This window comes from Bacteroides sp. AM16-24 (assembly GCF_003471885.1).
GTDB lineage: Bacteria > Bacteroidota > Bacteroidia > Bacteroidales > Bacteroidaceae > Bacteroides.
Map to the genome: position 1 here is coordinate 479,229 of NZ_QRKI01000001.1, position 26,316 is coordinate 505,544.

A 26,316-nucleotide genomic window follows, 5' to 3' on the forward strand; every position below is an offset into this window, starting at 1 on the left:
TGTACTTACTACACTTGTATATGTTTTGCAACATAAATGTAAAAAAGTGTGTCGGCAGAAAGGGAGTTGACAAAGGAATGAAGGAAAAGTTGAAGTGGAAACAAAGGTACAAGGTTATGCGGAATAGTTTTTATAGCCCCGTTAACGGAGTCAGAGGTTGTCCGGCTCCTGTTAGATACATATCACAGAGGGATCAACCCCTTAGTTGCTCCGTATCAGCCCCGCATAAAGGTACTTCTAACCGAATTTGGTACGGAGTTGGTACGGACCGGGTATTTTCCATCCTCGGCCTTGATATCTTTCATCCCTCTGTCAGTTTGTCTCTTGATCAACTCATTTGTTTCTCGATTTATTTGCGTGTTTGGGATTGACCCGTATCCACAGGTTATTGACAAACTTTTCAAAAAACTCATTTTATTTACAGCCAAAGCCGCTTAGGATTGGCTAATTTCTAACGAACTATTGATTAGCTTGACAATCAAGTTATTTATATTCTACACTTGTCAAAAGAGATAGAATTGCAGTGCGCAACTCTCTAACTGTTTTTTTCGTGATTCATCAATTCGCTGGGTTTCATGCTAAATTGTTTGCTGAAGCAGCGGGCGAAGTATTTCGGATCATTAAAACCTACTTCATAAGCTATTTCAGAAATACTCATTCGTTTGGTTTCCCTGTTTTTAAGCAGTAGCTCCCTTGCGGTATTCAATCGGTAATTGCGTATGAATTGTCCGGCGGATTGCCCGACGAGGCTTTGAAGTTTTTTATTCAGCAAACTTCTACTGACTCCGACAGCTTCACTGAAATCGTTTATTTCGAAATAGGGGTTTTTATAGTGTTCTTTTATAACCTCCATTACCTGATTGATGAATTTCTTGTCTCTGGAATCTTCTTCTATATTTAGTATCTCTATGTCCATGTCTGTTCTGAATTTCCGTTGATAACGTTTGCGATTCTCCAGAATGTTTGTGATGCGGGTTAGTAAAAGAGTTTCATCAAAGGGTTTTAGTAGGTATTCATCTACGCCTATGCGGTAACTTTCCAGCCGGGTTTCCGATGAGGTTTTTGCGGTTAGCATCAGGAAGGGAATATGTGAGATGGCAAATGTTTCCTTGACCCGGCGTGATAGTTCTATGCCATCCATGACGGGCATCATGAGGTCGCTGATAATAAAATCTACAGGTTGACTGTTTAATACATCAAGGGCTTCTGCGCCGTTTGTGGCTTCAAGCACCTGATAATAGTCACGGAGAATGGAGCGGATATATCCTCTCATGTCCGCGTTATCTTCCACAATGAGAATGGTCAGGCTGCTTTGTTCCTTGTGCGATTCATCCTTTTCTGTGGCAACGGTTGGGGAAATGTTATTTTCAATAACGAGTTGATGGTTTATACCTTCTTCTTTGGAAAGTGGAAGCAGGATTCGGAAAGAGCAACCGGTCGCACGGTTATTGCGAACGCAAATTTTTCCATCATGCATCATCACAATGCGTTTACAGAGATAGAGGCCGATTCCTGTGCCTGTCTGACCGTATACGGGATATTGGGCCTGTTTCCGGGATTGGTAGAAACGGTCGAATATTTGTGTGATATCTTGTTCGGGAATTCCCGTTCCGGTGTCGCTGACACAGAGATAGAGCGACTCTTCTTTATTGTTTTTAGCCGGAAGGGTGGCTATATATAGGGATATGCTTCCGTCATCCGGTGTGAACTTTATGGCATTGCTCAGCAGATTGGTAATGACCTTGTGCATGGCTTCTTTATCGAAAAATATTTCAGGATTTTTCATGTGAAAGTAGTGTCTTATTGTTATATTCCGCTCTTTGGCGAATACTTCAAAAGGAGTAAGTAATGAATATATGAAACTGAGGAAATCACCTTTTGCCTTGACGATATTCAGTTTACCCGATTCTACTTTCCGGAAGTCCATCAATTGGTTGACAAGGGATAGCAGGTACTTGGAATTGCGTTCTACAAAGTTTAATTGTTCTATCACTTGTGGATTATAACTTAACTTCAAGGCACGTTCGATAGGACCTATAATTAAAGTTATCGGTGTTCGGAATTCGTGGGTTATATTGGTGAAAAAGGCTATCTTGTCCAGTGTCAGTTCTTGTATTTTGCGTGCCATGTGGCTTAATTGTGTTTTCTGCCGGGTGATTTTTTCGTTTTGCTGTGTCAGCATCCTGTTTTGTCGGGAGAGTTCTTCTGTTTGATTTTCTAGTAATAGTTTTTGTTGTTCCAGTTGGTAGGTGCGCTCTTCTACAGTGCGGTGCAGTAATTCCCGTTGCTGTTTGAAGTTGCGTATGCGCCATTGGTATATCTGCCATGTGATGAGTACTGCAAAAACTACAAGCAGCAGGATGAATAAAGTGGTTTTATAGAAGTAGGGCAGGATAGTGATTCTTAACTCTGCCATATTTTCTGTTCCATCTTTTCTGTCAGGGGCATATTTTACTTGTAAGGTATAGGTGCCCGGACGTAAGTTGGTATAGCTTGCAAAACGCCTGTTCCCGGTCGTTTGCACCCATTTGTCTTCAAATCCAAGTAGACGGTAACTGTAGGTCGCTGTATTATCAGGTTCAAAATTTAAGGCGGAGAATTCCAGTGAGAAAGATTTCTCTTTCTCATGAATCTTTATTTCTTGGGTAACGGCAATGTCCTTAGGCAGGTATTTATTGCCTGGCAGTATATTTTCATTTCCGATTTTTAACTGTGTAAAACGTATGTTTGCGGGTTGCGCAGGGACGGCAGGCAAGTCTTTTTCGATGGCTGTCAGTCCTGCTACGTTGCCGAAGTAGAGTGTGCCATCTGAAGAACGGCATGAAGCATTCCAGTAGAATTGTGCATCCGGCAGACCGTCTTGTCTGGTGTAATTGATGAAGCGGTTCTCGCTTGGGTGAAAGCAGGAAAGTCCGTTATTGGTTCCGATCCAGATTTTTCCATAGGTGTCTTCTTCTAGGCTTCGTACATTGTTGTTGATTAAACCTTGCTCCATATTATAAGAAGTGAATTTTTCTTTGCCTTGTTCATCAACCGTTCGTTTATATATGCCATATCCGTTGCTGCCTAACCATAATGTTCCGTCTTTGGTTTCGCAGAAACAACTGATTTTCTCTATCAGACCGGATTGAGGATTATCTAGTTTGTAGTTTAAGTGGCGATATTGGAATTCTCCTTTCTCTGATTGGGGAGACCGGGAATTAAGATCTATGATGTATACACCCTCCGTAGAGCCTATCCATAGTTTGTTCTCTTTATCGATAAGGGCACCGAGGCATCCGCGGATGTTTTCCGCCTGTCGGTTGGCGAAGGGAGAGATGAACTTTTGGGTTGCCATGTCATAGAAAAAAAGTCCCCGATTGGCACCTGCCCACATACCGTTATTGACAGGATCATAAATAAGCACTGATATGAAGAACAATGGAAATCCTGTTTCCGGATGAGTGTTTATGACTTGAAGGGGGGAGTTTGCTACTTTAGGATTCACTATGTTGATTCCACCGCCCCAAGTACCTATCCATAATCGGTCTTGGTTGTCGTTGGTCAGACAACTGACTGAGTTGTGGCTTATTTCACCACGTTCATACCTGTAGTGGATAAACTTTCGGGTTCCTTTCTTTTTCAGATTTAGTCCTCCTTCTACGGTACCTACCCAAAGATTGCTTTCTTTGTCTTCATAAATGACATTAACCGGGTTTTCGGACAGGCTTGAAGGATTCTCTTTATCATGCCGGTAATTGTGTATAGTCAGGCGTTTCGGGGTCAATTGATTGATTCCTCCGCTTTCAGTACCGAACCAGATGTGCTGTCCGTATACTCTTATGCAGTTGATAAAGTTACTGTTCAGTGGGTTGCCTCCATTTGAACTATATATAAGGCGTTCGAAGCTGTCGGTGATGGGATTGTAAATATTTACTCCGCGTAAAGTTCCTGCAATCAGCTGTTTGCTGTCGGTTATGGCAAGAGCTGTAAGATAATTCTGCGATAATGAATGGGGGTCGTTTGGAATGTTTTCATACAGTTTTCTTGTGTCGTTGTTTTTGTTATAACGAAACAGGCCTATATGTGTGGCTATCCAAATTTCATTTTCCTTGGCCAACATGTCTTTAAAATATATATCAGGCCAGAAGGTCAATTGTTCTGATATAGTTTTTTTTTCTAACTTCCCTTGGTCAGTCGGGATGATTTTATAAATAGTGCCATTGATGCCCGCCCATATCTTGCCGTCTTCATCAATATCTTTTAATGTAAGGTCCGGTTCGGATAGTTCGGGCAAATCCAGGGTGGATAATGTGTCGATATCTCCCTTTGCATTAAAGGTTATCCGGTGGAGGGCATTGTTACATTGCAACCAGATGTAGCCTTGCGAATCGAGGATGACGGTATGGGCAGGTTGGTTTATCAATCGGGACAGAACTCCCCGGGGGGCAGCAGGCACGACTGATTGCAGGGTGGATAAGTCGATGATATCTGTACCTCCTTCGGATACAATCCAAAGTCGCTGAAAGCTGTCTTCATATACATTGCGGATAAAGTTGCTTTTGAGTTTGCTGTGAGGAGTATTGGTGTTGAAATTAATAAATTCATACCCATCATAGCGTGACAGACCGCCACCGGCAGTGGATATCCATAAAAAGCCATAGGTATCTTTATAGATATCATCTATGAAATTATGTGGTAATCCGTTGTCCATAGTGATGTAAGAGACATTGTACCGATCTGCAAAGTGTTCTTGAGCTTGCAGGGATACTGACATTATTAGACAACTATATATAATAAGGTGTATAAAAGGGTGATTTTTCATACTGTTTTGTGTTATTAGAGCAAAGTTAGAAGATTATCTGTTATTGCTAAAATATAGAATATACTTTTTGTTGAAACTAGTTTATTGTCCACCTGAAATATTCGTTTGTCCACCTTTTACTAGCAGGTAGGGCGTATATTTGCAATATAATTCTTAGTTATTGAATATTATGAAAAACTTGTTGCGAATAGCTGTATTGTTAGTGAACAGCCTGTTTGTTGGCTGCACTCCTCCTGTGTTTACCCCTGCCGCTTCGCCCAATCCGTGGGCAGATGATTACTCTTCACTATCTTCCATGGAGAATTACCGTTCGTGGGGAACTTACAATGTACATGATCCGTCTTGCCGTAAGATAGGCGATTATTATTACATGTATTCCACGGATGCCATTTTCCGTGAAAACCGTAAAGAAGCAAAAGAAAAGGGAGTTCCCTTGGGATTTATACAAATGCGACGTTCCAAAGACCTGGTGAATTGGGAGTTCCTTGGTTGGGCGTTTCCTGAAATTCCGCAGGAAGCGGTAGAGTGGGTGCGTGCCCATGCCGGAGGGCACGGGGCTACAAATATTTGGGCTCCCTATATTGTTCCTTATAATAATAGATATAGATTGTATTATTGCGTATCGGCTTTCGGGCGGAAAACATCCTATATCGGATTGGCTGAATCTGATTCTCCCGAAGGTCCCTGGAAGTTGGCAGGCTGTGTGGTTAAAACAGACGATACGACAGCCATGAATGCCATTGATCCCAGCATCACTGTAGACCCTTCAAGCGGTAAGTGGTGGATGCATTACGGCTCATACTTCGGTGGTCTGTATTGTGTGGAACTGAATCCGGAAACCGGTCTTCCTATGCTGGATGGTGACAGGGGGCATCTGGTAGCCCGTCGCGCCAATTATAAAAAGGATAATCTGGAAGCTCCGGAAATTATCTATAATCCGGATTTGAAAGAATACTATCTGTTTGTATCATACGATCCATTGATGACAACCTATAATGTACGTGTGGGACGTTCAGACAAAGCGGAAGGGCCGTTCATTGATTACTTCGGAAAAGAGCTGAAAGATACGACGAATAACTTTCCTATCCTGACAGCTCCTTACCGTTTCAAGAACCATCCGGGTTGGGCGGGCACAGCGCATTGTGCTGTATTCACTTCAGATGACGGACAATATTTCATGGCTCATCAGGGACGCTTGTCACCGCAAAACCAGATGATGGATCTCCATGTGCGACAAGTCTTTTTTACTAAAGACGGATGGCCTGTCGTATCGCCTGAACGTTATGCTGGTAGTAATCCCCGGGAGTTCTCTGCGGCAGATTTAGTGGGCGAGTGGGAAATTATCCGTGTACAGGAACCTCTGTATGAACGCAAACTGGAAGCCGGACAGATATTGTGGGGTGAAGGTGAACTACAAGATGAAGAATGGAACATGTCCCACCTCTTATATCTGGAGAAAGATGGAAAGTTAGGAGAAGATCAAGGAACCTGGGATTTTGCCAAAGAAGACCAATCCTTACAACTGACACTCAATGGAGAAGTGGTGAAGAACCTGATTGTGTTTGCAGGGCACGACTGGGAGAATGAAACGGAAACTGTCCTCTTTACCGGTCTGGATAGTCGTGGGCGCTCCGTATGGGGAAAAAGAACTAAATAACCAATTATAATTTTTATTTTGAAACCATGAAAAGATACACTGGATTATTAGCGGCGCTGACCCTTACCGCAGGTATGGCGCTTCAGGCACAAACCAATGAGTTTGTGATACAAACCAAGAAACTGGGCGCAGAGATTCAGCCTACTATGTATGGGTTGTTCTTTGAGGATATCAACTATGCCGCTGACGGCGGACTTTATGCCGAGTTAGTGAAGAACCGTTCGTTTGAGTTTCCACAACATCTGATGGGATGGAAAACCTTTGGTAATGTAACGCTTCAAGATGACGGTCCTTTTGAAAGGAATCCGCACTATGTCCGTTTGGCTGACCCGGGGCATCCGCATAAGCATACGGGATTGGATAATGAAGGTTTCTTCGGTATCGGTGTAAAAGCAGGAGAGGAGTACCGCTTCTCTGTATGGGCACGTTTGCCCCAAGGCAGAACATCCGAAAAAATCCGTATTGAACTTGTAGATACTAAATCTATGGGTGAACACCATGCTTTTGCTACTGAGACATTGACGATTGATTCAAAAGAATGGAAAAAGTATCAGGTTATCCTAAAACCGGGTGTAACTGATCCGAAGGCGACTCTTCGTATTTTCCTGGCATCAAAGGGTACGGTTGATTTGGAACATGTCTCTCTTTTCCCGGTCGATACCTGGAAAGGACATGAGAATGGTTTGCGTAAAGACCTTGCGCAAGCTTTGGCTGATATCAAGCCGGGTGTGTTCCGCTTCCCCGGTGGATGTATTGTAGAAGGAACAGATTTAGCTACACGCTATGACTGGAAGAAGTCTGTAGGTCCGGTAGAGAACCGTCCGTTGAATGAGAACCGTTGGGAATATACTTTCCCGCATCGTTTCTATCCCGATTATTTCCAAAGCTACGGATTGGGATTCTTTGAATTCTTCCAGCTTTCGGAGGAAATAGGAGCAGAGCCGCTTCCTGTGTTGAGTTGTGGTCTGTCTTGCCAGTTCCAGAATTCTGATGCAGAGGCACATGTGGCTGTTTGCGATTTGGATAGCTATGTGCAGGATGCTCTTGATCTGATTGAATTTGCCAATGGTGATGTGACAACAAAGTGGGGAAAACTTCGTGCAGATATGGGACACCCTGCACCGTTCAACCTGAAGTTCATTGGTATTGGTAACGAACAATGGGGACCGGAATATCCTGAACATCTCGAACCATTTATTAAAGCTATCCGTAAAGCTTATCCCGATATCAAGATTATCGGAAGTTCGGGGCCTGATTCTGAAGGAAAGCAGTTTGAATATTTGTGGCCGGAAATGAAGCGTTTGAAAGTGGATCTGGTGGATGAACATTTCTATCGTCCTGAGAACTGGTTCCTGAATCAGGGAACACGTTATGATAACTATGACCGTAAAGGTCCGAAAGTATTCGCCGGTGAATATGCTTGTCATGGTAAAGGTAAGAAGTGGAACCATTTCAATGCTGCCTTGCTTGAAGCTGCTTTTATGACGGGATTGGAACGTAATGCCGATATTGTACACATGGCTACTTATGCTCCTCTGTTTGCTCATGTAGAAGGATGGCAATGGCGTCCAGATATGATCTGGTTTGATAATCTGAACTCGGTACGTACTGTAAGTTACTATGTTCAGCAACTCTACGGGCACCATAAAGGCACCAACGTACTTTCCCTTACTATGGATAAAAAGCCTGTAGCAGGTACTGAGGGACAGAATGGCTTGTTTGCAAGTGCTGTTTATGATAAGGATAAAAAAGAGATTATAGTGAAAGTGGCCAATACTTCCGATAAAGCTCAGCCCTTATCATTGAAGTTTGAAGGATTGAAGAAGCAAGATGTATTGTTTGACGGTCGTTGTATAAAGCTTCGTTCAGCTGATCCCAATAAAGATAATACGATTGAACAGCCATCTGCTATTCAGCCCCAGGAAATTCCGGTTTCTATTGACGGACAGGTACTGGAGGTAGAGCTCGAACCCAATACATTTGCTGTCTACATTTTTAAGAAAGGATGAAATTAATGAATAAAGTTAGGTTAGGCTAGTTAATTAGCTTATTTGAAAAAGGCTGAAAAGAGAAGGGCGTCTCCCCGTAATGGGAAGACGCCCTTTTAAATTGAGTTGGATGTTTTTAAACTAATCTGCGAGCACCATCGCTGATGACTACATCATAAACTTTAGGGCTTCTGCCGAATTTTTCTTTAAACTTATCCTTGGCATTCTGGATGAATGTATCATACAACTCCTCTTTCACCAGGTTGATAGTACAACCACCGAAGCCACCGCCCATAACGCGTGAACCTGTTACACCACAGTCGAATGCAAGATCATTCAGGAAGTCGAGCTCTTCGCAGCTAACTTCGTAAAGTTTGCTCATACCATGATGTGTCTCATACATTTTCTGACCTACCGTTTCGTAATCACCTTTTTCCAAAGCATCACAAACATCGAGTACGCGTTGGATTTCTTCGATTACATACTCTGCACGCATGAAGTCTTCTTCGCTGATTTCAGCTTTTGACTCTTGCAACATCTCCATTGTACAGTCGCGCAGGAATTCTACGTGCGGATGTTTTTTCTGGATAGCAGCAACGGCAGCTTCGCAACTCTGACGACGCTTGTTGTATGCAGAAGAAGCCAATTCGTGTTTAACTACAGAGTCTACCAATACCAGACGATAGCCTTTCGGATCGAATGGGAAGTATTGATACTCCAGTGAACGGCAGTCCAGACGGATAAGGCTGCCTTGCTTGCCAAATACGGAAGCGAACTGGTCCATAATACCACAGTTTACACCGCAATAGTTATGCTCAGTTGCCTGACCTACTTTAGCCAGTTCAAACTTGTCTATCTTGTTGTCACCGAACAGATCGTTCAATGCATACGCATACGTACTCTCCAAAGCGGCAGAGGAAGACATACCTGCACCCAAAGGCACATCACCGGAGAAAGCTGTATTGAAGCCCTTTACATCAACGCCACGCTTAATCATCTCACGACATACACCGAAGATATATCTTGCCCAGCTTGCACGGGGAGCGTCTTCTTCTTTCAAACCGAATTCCACATAATCCTTCAGATCGATGGAATAAGCTTTTACAATGTCTGTGCCATTCGGTTTAATTTCAGCAATCATGCCTTTATCGATTGCTCCGGGGAATACAAAACCACCGTTATAGTCTGTATGCTCACCAATGAGGTTGATGCGTCCCGGAGAAGCATAAACTGCTCCTGTTGTTCCGTCAAAATGCTTGATGAAACGGCTTCTTACGTGTTCTATATCCATAATCTTTTCAAATTTATGAGTGAATAAATTAATTACCTATACCTTTTAATTGCGTTAATCCTCTACTGGGATATCTTTATTTACATTTTTGCAACCTACCAAGCCGTAGAACAGCAGATAAGCAAGAGCTGCGATAATCAACCAGTAGCTGGCCATATAACCTACAGAGTCAGAGATGCTTTGTTGGATCAAAGGCAATACACCACCGCCAACAACCATCATCATAAAGATACCGGATGCTTGTGCTGTATATTTTCCTAATCCTTCTACTGCAAGGTTGAAGATACCACCCCACATTACAGAAGTACAAAGACCACAAAGTACAAGGAACAATGCGCTGACAGGTACTTGTGCCATCATAAATCCTTCACCTACAGTGTAACCGGGCATTGAAACTGTTACATCTTTCGGAGTGAAGATAGCAATCAATACAAAAACAATAGCGGTAGCAGATACAACGATTAACTGTGTACGGCTGGAAACTTTACCACTGATGGCGCTACTTGCAGTACGTCCTACAAGCATTAACAACCAATAAATGGCAGCAATAGCACCACCGATAGCGGCACCGTTCGTCAGAATTCCGGCACCCTTATCACTTGCATCGGCAAGATAGAAGTTCAGTGTACCTGGGATACCGATTTCGATACCTACATAAATGAAGATACCAACTACACCCAGTACAGTGTGGCGGAAGCTCCATGGACTGTGAGAGAATTTTTCTTTCTTAGCTCCACCTTTCTGAAGGTGTGGTTCGGGGATAGCAACAAAAGAGATGATGATAAATGCAGCTACGAAAACACCCATGGCAACGAAGAGGAGAGGAGCAACATCGGACATGGCTGTCTTGGAAGTTACCGTACCAATCAAAGCACCAACGAAAAGAGGAGTCAATGTACCGGACAGAGAATTAAGAGCTCCGCCTGTTTGAATCAACTGGTTACCTTTGTTACCGCCACCACCAAGAAGGTTCAGCATCGGGTTCACCACTGTGTTAAGCATACAAACGCAGAAACCGCAGATGAATGCACCCAGCAGATAGATGACGAAGTTTAACTTGATGACATATTCACCGGAGGCGAATACTTCGACATTTGCTCCGAATAAACTGGAAAGGTATTGTGTGAACAAACCGAGGAATCCCACTGCCATTGCAATCAATGCAGTCTTTTTGTAACCGATCTTAACGAGCATGTTACCGGCAGGAATTCCCATAAACAGATATGCCAGGAAGTTCATCATATTTCCCATCATACCTAAAGTGTTAGAACCTGCATACTCATTTCTCCATATTGTACCGAATGGCGCAGCAAGGTTCGTAACAAAGGAAATCATCGCAAAAATAAAGAACATGGTAATGATAGCGACAAGATTACCGTTCTGTTTTTGTTGTGTCATGGTTTTTAATAAATTATTAGTTTATAAAATTAGGTTAGTTATATTCATTCTTGTACACCGAACTTGTAAATAGTTACTTGTTGGTATTCGTCGCCCGGAAGCAATACTGCCGACGGGAAATGTGGTTTGTTAGGAGTATCGGGGAAACATTGTGCTTCAAAGCAAACGGCACTTCGTGCAGGGAAAGTAGCTCCATGTGCGCCGGTAAAGCCGCCCAGCCAGTTTCCTGTGTAGAGTTGCACACCGTTTTCTGTGGTGTATACCTCCATGGTACGTCCGCTCTCCGGTTCTGTATAAGTAGCGGCAAGGCTCAATTCGCCACTCTCAGTTTTATTCAGTACATAGCAATGGTCATAACCTGCACCATTCACTAATTGCTGGAATTTGTCATCAATACGCTCACCTATTGTATGCGGTGTGCGGAAATCCATAGGAGTACCTTCTACCTTCAGGATTTCTCCTGTCGGAATGGACACTTCGTCAATGGGAATATAATGATCAGCGTTGATAGTTATGGTGTGGTTCAGAACCGTAGGGGTGGGATTGGCAATACCTGCCAGATTGAAGAAGCCGTGGTTGGTGAGGTTGACAACAGTTGCCTTGTCTGTGGTAGCTCGGTATTCAATAACCAGTGCATTGGTTTCATCTTCCAGACGATAGGTCATTTCTACTTCCAGATTACCGGGAAAACCCTCTTCGCCATCTGCGGATGTATAGTTGAATACAACAGTCGTCGGATCCGGTTGGACTGCATCCCACACTCTGGCGTGGAAACCTGTAGGTCCACCATGTAGAGAATTCGGTCCATTGTTGATTGTCAGATTGTGCTCTTCACCATAAAGAGTGAATTTTCCTTTGGCTATACGGTTTCCGTAGCGTCCAATAGTAGTGTTGAGGAAAGGTTCGGGGCTGTTGACTACATGGTCTATACTGTCATGTCCCAGAATTACGTTAGCATACTTCCCGTTTTTGTCGGGGACCATAATGGAAAGGATAGCGCATCCGTAGTTAGTTACTGCAACTTCCATTCCCTGAGCATTTTTAAGAATAAATAAATCAGTCTTCTTGTTATTTATATCTTTTTGAAAGTCTTCCTTGTTCAAACCAGACAAGTTACTTTCCGTTGACACGGTGTTTATCATATCCATGGTATAAAATTAAATTTCTTGCAAATAAAAAGAAATTCTTTCGTACTCCCAAGGGTTTATCTTGAAATGTGAAGAACATTTTAGGAAAGTTTAGCGTTTAACATTTACGAGGCGAATTGATATTTTTTGTAAGTTTGTCGCGTTAATCTAAAAAAATGTAACATTTTTATTTAAAGCTCTAACAAAAACTACGAATGTATCCTTTGAAATTTGAGCCTATTCTGAAGCAAACGCTTTGGGGAGGCGACAAGATTATTGCTTTTAAGCAATTGAATGAAACGCTATCCGGAGTAGGCGAAAGCTGGGAAATCTCAGCTGTAGAAGACAATGAGTCTGTTGTTGCCAATGGCCCTGACAAAGGCCTTACACTCCCGGAGATGGTAGGAAAATACCGTCATGAACTTGTCGGTGAAGTGAATTACTCTCGTTTTGGCACAAAGTTTCCCTTGTTAATAAAGTTCATAGATGCCAGATTGGACTTGTCTATTCAGGTACATCCGGGAGATGAACTGGCTAGAAAACGCCATAATTCTTTTGGTAAGAATGAAATGTGGTATGTGGTGTCTGCAGATAAGGGGGCAAAGTTGATTTCCGGTTTCTCTGAGCAGATTACTGCGAAAGAATACAAGGAAAGAGTTTATAACGGAACTTTTGCTGAAGTGCTGCAAACGTGTGATGTAAAACCAGGGGATGTATTCTATGTGCCTGCCGGTCGTGTACATGGTATTGGTGCCGGTGCTTTTGTGGCTGAAATTCAGCAGACTTCGGATATCACTTATCGTATTTTCGATTACAACCGGAAAGACGCAGAAGGTAAATCTCGTGAGTTACACACTACTCAGGCTATCGAAGCCATTAATTTTGCCGATGTGCAGGATGATTTCCGTACCGAATACGATCACTTGAAGAACGAACCGGTAGAATTGGTTGCCAGTCCTTACTTCACTACTTCCATCTATGATATGACGGAGGAAATTACGTGTGACTATTCTGAATTGGATTCATTTGTAATTTTCATTTGTGTAGAAGGTGCATGCCACATTACAGACGACAGTCAGAATGAAATTGCTGTCCGTGCAGGTGAAACGGTGTTGCTGCCTGCAGTTGTACAGGAAGTGACAATTGTTCCGGAAGAAGGTGGCGTGAAGTTGCTTGAAACGTATCTGTAATCTTAGAATTGAATTAAAACAAAAAAGCTGCACTTTGTAAAGTGCAGCTTTTTTGTTTTAATATCTGTTTATCTTTTGGCAGAGAACATCCTCCTGGCTTTTCTCATTAGTTTTACTCCTAGCATCAATCCGTCGAAAACAGCCATGCCTGTATTAAAGGCACGCATGATAGCATTACCTTTATCAGCGGCGGGTGCAAGCGGAGCAAATAATTCTCTTGCCGTATCCGTCATGATTTCTTTCTGTGCATGTAATTTCTTCCGTAATTCTTTTTTTCGTAGTGCAATACTTTCCAGAGTCATGGAAGAAGTATCAGGCATATTATTCATGATGGTATCATTTTTCATTATCATTATCAAAAAACAATCCGGCAATAAAATTCACCATCGGGTTGACGATGAGTTTTTTGCGGAAAGTAATTACTAATAGAACCAGCAGAAGGTGGAAACAGGCGATAATGCTGAAGCTTACCATGAGTCCGCCTACGAGTGGATCTAAAATATAAGCCAGCGCAAACGACAAATAAAACAGTGCCACCATGCCTAAAATAATAACCACTGATAATAATATCAGGGCAGAAAGCAGGATTGAGAGTTTCTCAGTTATTTCCAGTTTAGTATATTCTTTTTGTAGGTTCAGATATTTCTTGAACTCAATGAATAGCTGCTGGAGGTTGTCAATACTTCTATCGTCTGCAAACATCATAGTGGCTCTGTTTTTTTGTAGATTTTGTTTTATTCGGCTGCTTCGCCTTTAATTTCTGCTGCAATCTCGTCTACCAGATTTTCCATTTCGCTACGGTTCAGGCGAATTCCCTTTTTACGGAGGATTTCTGCAATTTTGTGACGAGTGTCTTCTCCTTTTTCGGGAGCAAATAAAATACCGACGGCTGCGCCTACTGCTGCACCGCCCAGAAAAGCTACAAGTACATTTAATCCTTTCATAATGTTCTCCTTTCTATTTTAAAGAGGTTAATACTACAAAACTAACACTTTTCTTTGAATAGTTGTTCACGTAACTTCTTTTTTTTCACCAATCATAAAAAAAACTCCGTCAATTCATATTGGTAGAGCTTTCATTTATTTTATTCCTCATTCTTTTTCCATTCACCCGATAATTCCGGGGTATATAGTTGACGCGAAAGCGGAAAGCGGATTGAAAATCCTGCTACTCGGGAGACGGCGGATGACACATCCGCGTTCGGTATTAAAGTTGAAGAAGGACGATGCGGATTAAACGGCAACCGCGTACTTTCTTGCAAACTTGCAAACTTGCAGGGGGCTCTCACACCCACACACACGTATATGCGTACTTATATAAATATGCGCGATTTTATTGTACGTGCGTACGTGTGTGGGTGTGAGAGCCCCTGCAAGTTTGCAAGTTTTGCAAGTTTTGAGAGCCCCTGTTTTTTTTCCCTATTGGGAAAAAATATTTTTCCAATAGGGAAGTTATTTTCTGTCTTCTGACGAGCGTTACCAGCGTTTAATCTAATTTAACTATAAGAGTAATGTTCGGATTGATTGTTCCGCGTACATTTGTCCTGTTATTCGGAATATTGGCTACATGAAGATACGGAAAAGAAAGATGTTTCTGGCTGTCGGGCTGGTGATGCTTGTACTGGCAGCTTGCAGTAACGTTGACGGTGATTTGGATGCTAAGTGGCAACTTAGGCAATATCAATATGCCGATGGTTCCATGAAACGGCAGGATAGCATTTTCTATAATTTTCAGAAAGGCAGCTTTTCTGCCATCTGTTTGTTGAAAAATGGTAGCTATCAAACGTTTTTTGGGAATTATTCTTTGAAAGGAGATAAAATTTCTATTATTTTGCTGCCTGAAAGTATGGATGACGAAAATTATGCGTTCTATATAGGGTGGGAAAATGGAGAACGGACGTTTACAATGGAAGAACTGACTTCTTCATCTCTGTGCTTGGAATGTGGGGGCACTCGTTATTTATTCCGTAAATATTGAATATAATTTAAGATATTGAGATGGAAATTATTAATAAAAACAATATGATTATGAAAAAATTAGCAATTTTAGGAATGGGATTGTGTATTGCATTGGCATTCTCTTCTTGTAAATCGAGTGAAAGCGCTTATAAAAAAGCATATGAAAAGGCAAAACAACAGGAACTGGCAGAAACCCAGACTACTGAACCTGTGGAAGTCGCTCCGACAGTTACTGCTCCGGTAGAAGCAAGAGTAGTGGAAAGTACTCCGGTTGCAACTGCAGGTGTACGTCAGGAAAAAGTAGAAGTAATATCCGGTGTAGGTGGTTTGAAAGATTACAGTGTGGTTTGTGGTAGTTTTGGTGTGAAAGCTAATGCTGAAAACCTGAAAAACTTCCTGGATAATGAAGGTTACAATGCTGTTGTTGCCTTTAATCCTGATGCAGCTATGTATCGTGTAATTGTCAGTACTTTTAATGACAGAGCTTCTGCTGCCGATGCACGTGATGCTTTCAAGGCTAAATACTCAAACCGTAAGGATTTCCAAAGTTCCTGGTTGTTGTATCGCCTTAAATAATTTGAATTCTTTTTGGTAATTAATAGAAAGGGAAACTCCTCTTTCGAAAACGGGGCAGCAACTGTGAAGTTACTGCCCCTGTTTATTCGTGTCGATTGTGAAAAGTGCTTATAAATATATCATGTAGTTTAAAAGAAGTTATAAAACAGTTAATGGAAACTTTTTAAGATGGAAAAGTTTTTAATTTTGCATCTTACATCTAAGTATAGATACCATATATGGAACAACGATATATTTTAAGTGCGATAGATGCAGCTTTGCAGGCCGGGGCGGACATACTTTCCATCTATAACGATCCGGCATCTGACTTTAAAATAGAGAGAAAAGCGGATAACTCTCCTTTAACAATAGCCGACCGTAAGGCGCATGAGACCATTATCGGTTTTCTATGTCATACTCCTTTTCCTGTTCTGAGTGAAGAAGGCAAACATTTGCCTTATGCGGAACGTTCCGCATGGGATGCTTTGTGGATTGTAGACCCGCTGGACGGTACTAAGGAGTTTATCAAGCGGAACGGGGAGTTTACTGTGAATATAGCATGGGTTCATCATTCTGTACCTGTAGCGGGGGTTATCTATCTCCCGGTGAAACAGGAACTTTATTTTGCGGAAGAACGGCTCGGTGCATATAAGTTGTCCGGTATAACTTCACGTGAAGGCGCTCCGTTGGATGAATTGATGTCAGCTGCCACCCGTCTGCCGGTGATGTCTGAAAGAGACCGGTTTGTGATGGTTGCTTCACGTTCTCATCTGACACCGGAAACAGAAGCTTACATTGAAGAAATGAAACGCTTGCATTCGGATGTGGAGCTCGTGTCCAGTGGCAGTTCCATCAAAATCTGCCTTGTAGCCGAGGGGAAAGCTGATGTGTATCCCCGGTTTGCGCCTACAATGGAATGGGATACGGCAGCAGGACATGCCATTGCACGTGCCGCCGGAATGGAAATTTATCAGGCAGGAAAAGAAGAACCGCTGCGTTACAATAAAGAAGATTTATTGAATCCTTGGTTTGTGGTTGAACCCGGACGAATGAAAATTTAATAAGATACAGTATAATATATGACATTTGAGATAATATTCGTACTTTTAGGACTTTTGGGTATGGTTGTTGCATTAGTTTTGGACAAAATGCGTCCAGGAATGGTGTTGTTTTCCGTTGTAGTCTTGTTCTTGTGTGCAGGTATTCTGAGCCCTAAAGAAATGCTGGAGGGGTTTAGTAATAAAGGAATGATTACCGTAGCCATGTTGTTTTTGGTTAGCGAAGGTATTCGTCAGTCCGGAGCATTGGGACAAGTAATCAAAAAGCTGCTTCCTGTGGGGAAAACAACTGTGTTTAAGGCCCAGTTGCGCATGCTGCCCACTATCTCTTTTATATCTGCTTTTCTTAATAATACTCCTGTTGTTGTAATCTTTGCCCCGATTATCAAACGTTGGGCAGAATCGGTAAAACTACCTGCTACCAAGTTTTTGATCCCTCTTTCGTATGTGACTATTTTGGGCGGTATCTGTACCCTAATAGGAACTTCTACTAATCTGGTAGTACATGGTATGATATTAGAGGCTGGTTATGAAGGCTTCACCATGTTTGAGTTGGGCAAAGTCGGTATCTTCATAGCTATTGCAGGTATTATTTATTTGTTTTTGTTCTCTTCCAAACTTTTGCCTGATGTTCGTACGGATGCGGTAAAATTGGATGACGACCAGGAGGAGGATAGTAGCTTGCATCGGGTTGAAGCAGTGCTTGGCCCCCGTTTTCCGGGTATCAACAAGAAATTGGGTGAATTTAATTTTAAACGTCACTATGGTGCTGCTGTTAAGGAAATCAAGCGAAGCGGGCAGAGCATTACGGAGAATCTGGATAATGAAGTCCTGCGCGATGGCGATACGCTGGTGGTGATGGCAGATGATTCTTTCGTTCAGACTTGGGGAGAATCCTCAGTGTTCGTTCTGTTGGCTAATGGCAAAGACAACGAGCCGGTTCCCGGAAAAGGGAAACGTTGGTTTGCTCTTATTTTGCTGATATTAATGATTGCCGGAGCTACAGTAGGAGAGTTGCCGGTTGTGAAAGAAGCATTTCCGGATATTAAGCTGGATATGTTCTTCTTTGTTTCTGTGACTACTATTATTATGGCATGGACAAAAATCTTCCCGGCGCGTAAATATACCAAATACATTTCTTGGGATATTCTGATAACCATTGCCTGTGCTTTTGCCATTAGTAAGGCGATGGTGAATTCCGGTGTGGCAGATGTGGTGGCAAGTTATATCATCGGCCTGACTGAACATTACGGACCGCAGGTGTTATTAGCTGCCGTGTTTATTATCACGAACTTATTTACTGAGTTAATCACAAATAATGCAGCAGCAGCATTGGCTTTCCCGTTGGCACTTTCCATTTCTTCGCAGATGGGCGTTAGCCCTATGCCTTTCTTTGTGGTAATTTGTATGGCTGCATCTGCCAGTTTCTCCACGCCGATCGGATACCAGACAAATCTGATCGTGCAAGGTATAGGAAACTATAAGTTTACCGATTTCGTTCGCATTGGTTTGCCGTTGAATATTATAGCATTCTTGATATCCATATTCCTGATACCATTAATTTGGCCCTTTTAATTTAGATTATGACAGATAATAATATATATCCGATTTTTGATCGGATGTTGTCGAGACAAGATAAAGAAGAGCTCCTTGGACAACATAGTATGATGATATGGTTTACCGGATTGAGTGGTTCCGGTAAGAGTACAATAGCTATTGCTTTGGAACGTGAATTGCACAAACGCGGATTGCTGTGCCGTATTCTGGACGGGGACAATATCCGTAGCGGCATTAATAATAATTTGGGCTTTACCGAAGCCGACCGTGTAGAGAATATCCGTCGTATAGCGGAAGTCTCTAAACTTTTTATTGATACAGGCATTATTACTATTGCTGCGTTTATAAGTCCTAACAATGATATTCGCGAAATGGCTGCCAATATCATTGGTCAGGAAAATTTTCTTGAAGTCTATGTTAGTACTCCTCTGGCCGAGTGTGAGCGCAGGGACGTGAAAGGCTTGTATGCCAAGGCACGCCGGGGAGAGATTCAAAATTTTACAGGTATTTCTGCTCCGTTTGAGGCTCCTGCCCATCCGGCTTTGACTTTAGACACTTCAGTGCTCAGCCTGGAAGAGTCAGTCAACAAGTTGCTTGACCTTGTTTTATCAAAGATACAGATTAAAAAGTGATTATATAAAAATGGAAGAATATAAATTAAGCCATCTGAAAGAGCTCGAAGCAGAGTCTATTCATATTATCCGTGAAGTGGCTGCGGAATTTGAAAACCCAGTGATGCTTTATAGTATCGGAAAAGACTCTTCGGTGATGGTTCGCCTTGCTGAAAAGGCTTTTTATCCTGGCAAAGTCCCTTTCCCGTTGATGCATATCGATTCAAAATGGAAATTTAAAGAGATGATTCAATTCCGTGACGAATATGCAAAGAAGTATGGGTGGAATTTGATTGTAGAGAGTAATATGGAAGCTTTCCATGCAGGAGTGGGACCATTTACGCATGGCAGTAAAGTACATACGGACCTGATGAAGACAAAAGCTCTGCTGAGTGCTTTGGACAAGTATAAGTTTGATGCAGCTTTTGGCGGTGCACGGCGTGATGAAGAGAAGTCACGTGCAAAGGAGCGTATCTTCTCTTTCCGTGATAAGTTCCACCAGTGGGACCCCAAAAATCAACGTCCTGAATTGTGGGATATTTATAACGCCCGGGTACATAAGGGAGAAAGTATTCGTGTGTTCCCTTTGAGCAATTGGACTGAGCTGGACATTTGGCAATATATCCGTTTGGAAAATATTCCTATTGTTCCGTTGTATTATGCGAAGGAACGTCCTTGTGTTACGATTGATGGTAATCTGATTATGGCGGATGATGATCGTTTGCCTGAAAAGTATCGGGATCAGATAGAAATGAAAATGGTCCGTTTCCGTACGTTAGGCTGTTGGCCGCTGACAGGTGCAGTGGAAAGCAATGCCGATACAATTGAAACGATTGTAGAAGAGATGATGACCACTACCAAGAGCGAGCGTACTACCCGTGTAATCGACTTCGATCAGGAGGCCAGCATGGAGCAGAAAAAACGCGAGGGATACTTTTAGGAATTAAAAATTAAGAATTAAAAATTAAAACCTGAGGATTGGAATCTTAAACCTGGCCTTTAGAACTTTAATGCTTAGGTTTACGAAGATAAAGGTGATAATTAAAAAATAGAAGTGATGGAGAATAACTCTAAACTAAATATCAAGGAGTTTCTGGATAAAGATGAACAGAAAGACTTGCTCCGTTTTCTGACTGCCGGTTCGGTAGATGATGGAAAATCAACGCTGATCGGACGTTTGTTGTTTGATAGTAAGAAATTGTACGAGGACCAGTTGGATGCATTGGAACGCGATAGCAAACGAATGGGAAATGCCGGCGATCATATTGACTATGCGCTGTTGTTGGATGGCCTGAAAGCAGAACGCGAACAGGGTATTACGATTGATGTGGCTTATCGTTATTTCTCTACCAACAACCGTAAATTTATCATTGCCGATACTCCGGGACATGAACAATATACACGTAATATGATTACGGGCGGTTCCACGGCTAATCTGGCTATTATTTTGGTAGATGCCCGTACAGGGGTGATTACACAAACACGTCGTCACTCTTTCCTGGTTTCTTTGTTAGGTATCAAGCATGTGGTGCTTGCTGTCAACAAGATGGACCTGGTAGATTTTTCAGAGGACCGCTTCAATGAAATAGTTAAGGAATATAAGGAATTTATTGCTCCGTTGAACATTCCGGATGTAACTTGTATTCCGCTATCAGCCTTGGATGGTGATAATGTAGTCGTTAAGTCTGAGCGTACTCCGTGGTATGCCGGTATATCCTTGCTCGATTTTCTTGAAACAGTCCATATTGATAATGATCATAATCTGGCAGACTTCCGCTTCCCGGTACAATATGTGTTGCGGCCTAACCTCGATTTTCGTGGCTTCTGTGGTAAAGTAGCTTCAGGAATTGTGCGTAAAGGTGATGAAGTAGTTGCATTGCCTTCCGGTAAGAAATCACGTATTAAGAGCATTGTTACTTATGATGGTGAACTGGATTATGCTTTTCCGCCTCAGTCTGTGACTTTAACGCTGGAAGATGAGATAGACGTATCAAGAGGAGAAATGCTGGTACATCCTGATAACTTGCCGGTTGTCGATCGTAATTTCGAGGCTATGTTGGTATGGATGGATGAAGAACCGATGGATCTTAATAAATCATTTTTTATTAAGCAAACCACTAATCTGAGCCGTTCACGTATCAGTAATATCAAGTATAAGGTAGATGTCAATACGATGGAACAACTGTCGGTCGAGAATGGACAATTAACTACTGATAGCTTGCCCATGCAGTTGAATCAGATAGCGCGTGTTGTGCTGACTACGGCAAAAGAATTATTCTTTGACCCTTATCAAAAGAATAAAGCAACAGGAGCCTTCATTCTGATTGATCCGATAACTAACAATACCAGTGCTGTCGGTATGATTATCGATAGGGTAGAGGATAAAGACATGCATATTTCGGAAGATCTTCCTGTCTTGAATTTACCGAAGCTTGGCATTGCCCCCGAACACTATGAAATCATAGAGAAAGTAGTGAAAGACTTGGAGCGTCAGGGTATTGAAGTGAAAATCATTAAATAATTTACCATTTGTATCGTAAATTGTAAAATTGTAAATGATATGGGTTTACTCGAATTTAATAAACTTCCTATAAATACATTGATTGGAGCCGATTGGAAGACATTTAATGCTATTACGAAAGGACGTGAGATAGATGCAGCATACAAAGGCAAGTATCGCTTGACTAAAGCCGTATGCCGCTTGCTTTCTACTCTGGCTCCTTTACAGAATGGACGTTATGAGAAGCGACTGGCATCTCAACCTTTGGAACATGATCCGGTATTCATCCTTGGCCATTGGCGTAGTGGAACGACCTTTGTGCATAATGTCTTTTCATGCGATAAACATTTTGGTTATAATACTACTTATCAGACCGTATTTCCACATCTGATGATGTGGGGACAGCCTTTCTTTAAAAAGAATATGAGTTGGCTGATGCCCGATAAGCGCCCTACGGATAATATGGAACTTGCTGTAGACCTGCCGCAGGAGGAAGAGTTTGCACTGGCCAATATGATGCCCTATACTTATTATAATTTCTGGTTCCTTCCTAAATATCAGCAGGAATATGCGGATAAATATCTGTTGTTTAATGATATAACAGAGGAGGAATTGAAAGTGTTTGAAGAGGTATTTGTCAAGTTGATTAAGATATCATTGTGGAATACACGTGGAACGCAGTTCTTGAGTAAGAATCCGCCGCATACAGGGCGTGTGAAGGAGCTTGTTAAGATGTTCCCCAATGCGAAGTTTGTTTATCTGATGCGTAATCCTTATACGGTATTTGAAAGTACCCGTAGTTTCTTTACGAATACGATTCAGCCGTTAAAGTTGCAAGACATCAGTAACGAGGAACTGGAAAATAATATCCTTTCTATTTATGCTAAGTTATACCATAAATACGAGGCGGATAAATCGTGCATCCCTGCCGGGAATCTGATTGAAGTTAAATTCGAAGATTTTGAGGCTGATGCTATGGGAATGACCGAAAAGATTTATCATGATTTGTCTATTCCCGGATTTGCAGAGGCACGCAGTGACATCGAGAAGTATGTAGGTGGAAAGAAAGGATATAAGAAGAATAAATATAAATACGATGATCGTACTGTGCAATTGGTACAGGATAACTGGAATTTTGCACTGGATCAGTGGAACTACGATATATAACAATTCACAATTGACAATTGACAATTAAATACCGGATAATCCGAATTGTCAATTGTTAATTGTCAATTATCAATTTTAAAAAGATGATGCAGAAGAAAATTCGTATGTATGGTATGCTATCCGCTTTTTTATATTGCGGGATGGTATCTGCACAGCAGCAACAACAACAGCATACTGTGGAGATGATTCCATTCGGCAATATGGACCAGTGGGTAGATCGCCAGATTAAAGAGTCGGGTATTATCGGTGGCGCATTGAAGAATGTGTATGCTATCGGGCCGACTGCAACTATTCGTGAGAATAAGGCTTATAAGAATATGGGTGGATCACCGTGGGCAACTTCCAATGTGATGGCACGTGTGGCCGGTATTACTAAGACAAATACCTCTGTGTTTCCTGAAAAACGTGATAAAGGTTACTGCGCACGTATGGATACCCGTATGGAGAGTGTAAAGGTATTAGGAATCGTAGATATTACGGTGCTGGCTGCAGGTTCTATGTTTTTGGGTGAAGTACACGAGCCGATTAAGGGAACGAAGAATCCGCAGAAGATGTTGAATTCCGGCATTCCTTTCACGAAGAAGCCGATCGCGGTTCAGTTTGACTATAAAGTTAAGATGTCTGACAGAGAGAAGCGTATCCGCGCTACAGGTTTCAGCCGTATTACGGATGTAGACGGCAAAGATTTTCCGGAAGTGAATTTATTCCTGCAGAAACGCTGGGAAGACAAGGATGGAAATATCTTTGCGAAGCGCATAGGTACAATGGTGGTACGTTATTATAATACCACCGATGACTGGCGTAATAATGTTACTTATTCAATCATGTATGGAGATATAACAGGTGATCCTGCATATAAACCTCATATGATGCGTTTGCAAGTAGAGGAGCGTTATGCTATCAACAGTAAGGGAGAGAGTGTTCCCATCAAGGAAGTAGCATGGGGAACGGAAGAAGATGTTCCGACTCACCTGTTACTACAATTCACTTCCAGTCACGGAGGTGCCTATATCGGTTCTCCTGGTAATTCACTTTGGATTGACAATGTAAAGCTAGTATATTGATACTACATGATGTAATAAATGCTAACAATATTTATTCTCTTGTCAAAGCCTTTTATGCACTTTGTATTAACAACTCTGGGCTCTTTTAAGGAGTTATGAAGGAAAAGCTGTATTATTTCGTATTTTCTAAAAAAAAACTTTGATATTATTAAAAATGTGTCTATTTTTGCAGCATATTTTGTATCGCATGGATACAAAAAAGGTTGAAAATGATGAGGTGTAAAAACTCTAACATGAGAAAGTGTCTAACTACTAAAACAATAGCACAATGTGCGGCGCTCTTTTTATTCTGTTTGATCCCTTTAAGGGGATTTTGTCAAACGGGGGAAAGTACTGTAAATGTTTTAGTGGAAATGGGATTTGAAAATGTGGGGTGGACGGAAGATGACAATGAGCGTGTTTATGTCTTGCAGAATTCTGCATATCGTTTGCAGGGTGTCGGTATAAGCAAAGCGGTGGATGTCATTCAAAAAGTAGGATTACCGGATCAAAAAACATGCCGGATAATCGTTTTAGATAATAATATACCTCAAATTTCTCTTTATTATCACTCTGTGAAGGGGGATACTGTGGCTCAGGCTGAACGCAAGGATTGGAAAGTTACCTATGAACTGGGTGAAGCGTGGCGGGAGGCACGGAAAATAAAGATGAAAAATAGCTCTTTGTTTAAGGTGGATGTGTTGGTATATCCTCAGTTGGCTTTCAGGAATTTGCTTCTTACGCAGATCTATCAGGTGTTGTTTGACCTTAGTCCGGCGGTGGAAGTATCGTTGTGGAAAGGAATGAAGCTGACAGGGCAGTTGAAGATTCCTGTTTATAACGATGGGTATGGAAGCTATGAGGATAAGATTCATCCGGGGCATTTGACAATATCCCAGCGCTTTCGCTTGCCGTATAATGTGTTCGGTAAAGTGACAATGGGATATTTTAATGCTGACCGATATGGCGTGGATGCTGAATTCTTTCATCCTTTTGCGGATGAAAGATTTTCTGTTATGGCGCGGATGGGATGTACAGCTATTGGCTATTGGGATGGCTTTAGATTTCATTATGATCCCAAAATGGGATTGACTTGGACGATAGGTGGAAATTTTTATTGGCCACAGTATAACACATCGTTCAACTTAAAGGTTGAGCAATACTTGAAAGAGGACCGGGGAGTTAAGTTTGAAATGATCCGTCATTTCCGATATTGTTCCATCGGCTTTTATGCAATGAAAGCAAAATGGGCGAAAGCCAACGGGGGATTCCGGTTTCAAGTGGCATTGCCGCCTTATAAGTATAAACGTTATAAAAAATGGCCAAGGATAAATACTTCTGCTAATATGGGACTTGTTTATAATGCTGGTAATGAACGGTATTATTATAAGGAATATAAAGCGGAAGCCAGTGACAATATAATGGAAAAAAATAGTTTTAACCCATATTTTATTAAGTCAGAATTGTTAAATTTTTAATTTATTATTGAGATGAAAAAGATTAAATTCTTAAACGGCATTGGTAGTATGTTTGCTTTTGCCGTAGTCGCTTTAGTAGGCTCTCTTCTTTTTACGTCGTGTGAAAAGGAAGATTTGAACGCGACATTTACAACAGAACCAGCAAAAGCTACCATTAATGTGAATGTAGTAGAATTTCCAAGTGGAGCAGCTGTGTCTGGTGTAACTATCAGTGCAGATAAAGGAGAGGTAAGTGGAATGGTAGTTACATTGAAAGCCGGTGCTGATGGTAGCATTCCTGCTCAGGATGTGGTTATTAGTGCTACTGCTCCTGCCGGTTATGAGGCTATTCAGTCTGTTAAAGTTCACGTGAATGCGTTGAATGCTGGTGGCGTGGCTACATACAATGCTACATTGGTAGCTGTGAAGACTGCTACACCGGAGGAACCTGATCAAATTGTGATTGAAGGTGTGAGAGAAGTAGGTGCTCCTCGCGTAAGCGAATTGCTTAATGCTACCCACAACCATGCTGGTAAGTCTTGGTGGGAAAATGCAAACGATTATATTTTGATTACTAAGATAAGCTATAAGTTGTATAATGAGCAGAAAGCTGCAGCTGCAGGTGAAGTGAAAGATGTTGTTGATGTTACAGAATTCATCAAGAGCTTGAACTATAACGATACAAAAGATTCTGTACTTGAAATGAAGATTTCTGCATGGAGTATCTATCGTGCGTGGTTTGAGGTTTATCCGGTTACCACTACTTATACGATTTCTTATAAAAACAGCAAAGAAGTTTTAGGTACAATCAAGGCTGATGCTCTGAATGGTACTGCTGCACAGTATGAAGAAATGGCTCATCCCAGCCATGCACACGCTTATCAGCATGGTCACGGACATGGCGCAAGTGAAAATGCCGGTGGTGGTATTGTTTTGCCCGATTAATAGAGTGTGT

21 protein-coding genes and 1 pseudogene are annotated in these 26,316 nt (G+C 41.8%); 15 read left to right on the plus strand and 7 right to left on the minus strand.

Annotation, left to right across the window (positions count from 1 at the left end; genetic code table 11):
• Positions 1-339 precede the first annotated feature (339 nt).
• Positions 340-438: pseudogene (locus DW182_RS22750) on the plus strand (transposase); the annotation flags it as partial.
• Between the two features lie 97 nt (positions 439-535).
• On the opposite strand, the gene DW182_RS01795 reads toward DW182_RS22750, so the two are convergent.
• A complete protein-coding gene (locus DW182_RS01795; protein WP_118294441.1) occupies positions 536-4,804 on the minus strand; it encodes a two-component regulator propeller domain-containing protein in 4,269 nt (1,422 codons plus the stop codon).
• A 169-nt stretch (positions 4,805-4,973) separates the two neighbouring features.
• Here DW182_RS01795 and DW182_RS01800 point away from each other — a divergent pair, with 169 nt between their 5' ends.
• Both DW182_RS01800 and DW182_RS01805 read left to right on the plus strand, forming a co-directional pair.
• Complete coding sequence (locus DW182_RS01800; protein ID WP_118294442.1) at positions 4,974-6,461, plus strand: arabinan endo-1,5-alpha-L-arabinosidase; 1,488 nt, start codon at positions 4,974-4,976, stop codon at positions 6,459-6,461.
• A 26-nt stretch (positions 6,462-6,487) separates the two neighbouring features.
• Entirely contained in the window at positions 6,488-8,470 is a 1,983-nt protein-coding gene (locus DW182_RS01805; protein WP_118294443.1) for an alpha-L-arabinofuranosidase C-terminal domain-containing protein, read from the plus strand.
• Between the two features lie 115 nt (positions 8,471-8,585).
• Here DW182_RS01805 and galK read toward each other — a convergent pair whose 3' ends face one another.
• The 3 genes from galK to DW182_RS01820 are packed head-to-tail and all read right to left on the minus strand — an operon-like array spanning position 8,586 to position 12,280.
• Positions 8,586-9,740 carry a galactokinase gene (gene galK, locus DW182_RS01810; RefSeq protein ID WP_021967453.1) on the minus strand — a complete coding sequence of 385 codons (1,155 nt, stop codon included), beginning with the start codon at positions 9,738-9,740 and terminating at the stop codon, positions 8,586-8,588.
• Positions 9,741-9,794: 54 nt separating this feature from the next.
• Positions 9,795-11,138: an MFS transporter gene (locus DW182_RS01815; RefSeq protein WP_118294444.1), complete on the minus strand. Its 1,344-nt coding sequence runs from the start codon at positions 11,136-11,138 to the stop codon at positions 9,795-9,797.
• A 44-nt stretch (positions 11,139-11,182) separates the two neighbouring features.
• Positions 11,183-12,280, minus strand: a complete 1,098-nt coding sequence (locus tag DW182_RS01820) for an aldose epimerase family protein (protein WP_044155238.1) — start codon at positions 12,278-12,280, stop codon at positions 11,183-11,185.
• Positions 12,281-12,480: 200 nt separating this feature from the next.
• Between DW182_RS01820 and DW182_RS01825 the strand changes: the two genes are divergently transcribed.
• The gene (locus DW182_RS01825; RefSeq protein ID WP_118220602.1) at positions 12,481-13,455 is read left to right on the plus strand and encodes a type I phosphomannose isomerase catalytic subunit; all 975 of its coding nucleotides are present in this window, start codon (positions 12,481-12,483) and stop codon (positions 13,453-13,455) included.
• 68 nt (positions 13,456-13,523) lie between these two features.
• Here DW182_RS01825 and DW182_RS01830 read toward each other — a convergent pair whose 3' ends face one another.
• From DW182_RS01830 to DW182_RS01840, 3 genes are read right to left on the minus strand one after another with little or no spacing between them, the layout of a single operon-like run.
• Positions 13,524-13,808, minus strand: coding sequence for a hypothetical protein (locus tag DW182_RS01830; protein WP_233564059.1), 285 nt, complete (start codon positions 13,806-13,808; stop codon positions 13,524-13,526).
• Entirely contained in the window at positions 13,792-14,157 is a 366-nt protein-coding gene (locus tag DW182_RS01835; protein WP_118220601.1) for a phage holin family protein, read from the minus strand. The genes DW182_RS01830 and DW182_RS01835 overlap by 17 nt, the downstream gene beginning before the upstream one ends.
• Positions 14,158-14,189: 32 nt before the next feature.
• On the minus strand, positions 14,190-14,399 hold the full coding sequence (locus tag DW182_RS01840; RefSeq protein ID WP_022392514.1) for a YtxH domain-containing protein: 210 nt from the start codon (positions 14,397-14,399) through the stop codon (positions 14,190-14,192).
• A 622-nt stretch (positions 14,400-15,021) separates the two neighbouring features.
• Between DW182_RS01840 and DW182_RS01845 the strand changes: the two genes are divergently transcribed.
• The 11 genes from DW182_RS01845 (at position 15,022) to DW182_RS01895 (ending at position 26,306) form a co-directional block, all read left to right on the plus strand.
• Entirely contained in the window at positions 15,022-15,432 is a 411-nt protein-coding gene (locus tag DW182_RS01845) for a lipocalin-like domain-containing protein (RefSeq protein ID WP_118294446.1), read from the plus strand.
• Positions 15,433-15,482: 50 nt separating this feature from the next.
• Positions 15,483-15,989: an SPOR domain-containing protein gene (locus DW182_RS01850; protein WP_118294538.1), complete on the plus strand. Its 507-nt coding sequence runs from the start codon at positions 15,483-15,485 to the stop codon at positions 15,987-15,989.
• Between the two features lie 218 nt (positions 15,990-16,207).
• Complete coding sequence (cysQ, locus tag DW182_RS01855) at positions 16,208-17,029, plus strand: 3'(2'),5'-bisphosphate nucleotidase CysQ (protein ID WP_118294447.1); 822 nt, start codon at positions 16,208-16,210, stop codon at positions 17,027-17,029.
• Positions 17,030-17,047: 18 nt separating this feature from the next.
• Complete coding sequence (locus tag DW182_RS01860; RefSeq protein ID WP_118294448.1) at positions 17,048-18,601, plus strand: SLC13 family permease; 1,554 nt, start codon at positions 17,048-17,050, stop codon at positions 18,599-18,601.
• 8 nt (positions 18,602-18,609) lie between these two features.
• The gene (gene cysC, locus DW182_RS01865; RefSeq protein WP_022392498.1) at positions 18,610-19,215 is read left to right on the plus strand and encodes an adenylyl-sulfate kinase; all 606 of its coding nucleotides are present in this window, start codon (positions 18,610-18,612) and stop codon (positions 19,213-19,215) included.
• A gap of 10 nt (positions 19,216-19,225) precedes the next feature.
• A complete protein-coding gene (gene cysD / locus DW182_RS01870; protein WP_007663801.1) occupies positions 19,226-20,134 on the plus strand; it encodes a sulfate adenylyltransferase subunit CysD in 909 nt (302 codons plus the stop codon).
• A gap of 117 nt (positions 20,135-20,251) precedes the next feature.
• Complete coding sequence (gene cysN / locus DW182_RS01875; RefSeq protein WP_007663798.1) at positions 20,252-21,715, plus strand: sulfate adenylyltransferase subunit CysN; 1,464 nt, start codon at positions 20,252-20,254, stop codon at positions 21,713-21,715.
• A 39-nt stretch (positions 21,716-21,754) separates the two neighbouring features.
• On the plus strand, positions 21,755-22,861 hold the full coding sequence (locus tag DW182_RS01880; RefSeq protein WP_118294449.1) for a sulfotransferase: 1,107 nt from the start codon (positions 21,755-21,757) through the stop codon (positions 22,859-22,861).
• Between the two features lie 83 nt (positions 22,862-22,944).
• Complete coding sequence (locus tag DW182_RS01885; protein WP_118294450.1) at positions 22,945-23,925, plus strand: PCMD domain-containing protein; 981 nt, start codon at positions 22,945-22,947, stop codon at positions 23,923-23,925.
• A gap of 212 nt (positions 23,926-24,137) precedes the next feature.
• A complete protein-coding gene (locus tag DW182_RS01890) occupies positions 24,138-25,382 on the plus strand; it encodes a YjbH domain-containing protein (protein WP_118294539.1) in 1,245 nt (414 codons plus the stop codon).
• Between the two features lie 12 nt (positions 25,383-25,394).
• Positions 25,395-26,306 carry a DUF3869 domain-containing protein gene (locus tag DW182_RS01895; RefSeq protein WP_118294451.1) on the plus strand — a complete coding sequence of 304 codons (912 nt, stop codon included), beginning with the start codon at positions 25,395-25,397 and terminating at the stop codon, positions 26,304-26,306.
• The last annotated feature ends 10 nt before the right edge of the window (positions 26,307-26,316 follow it).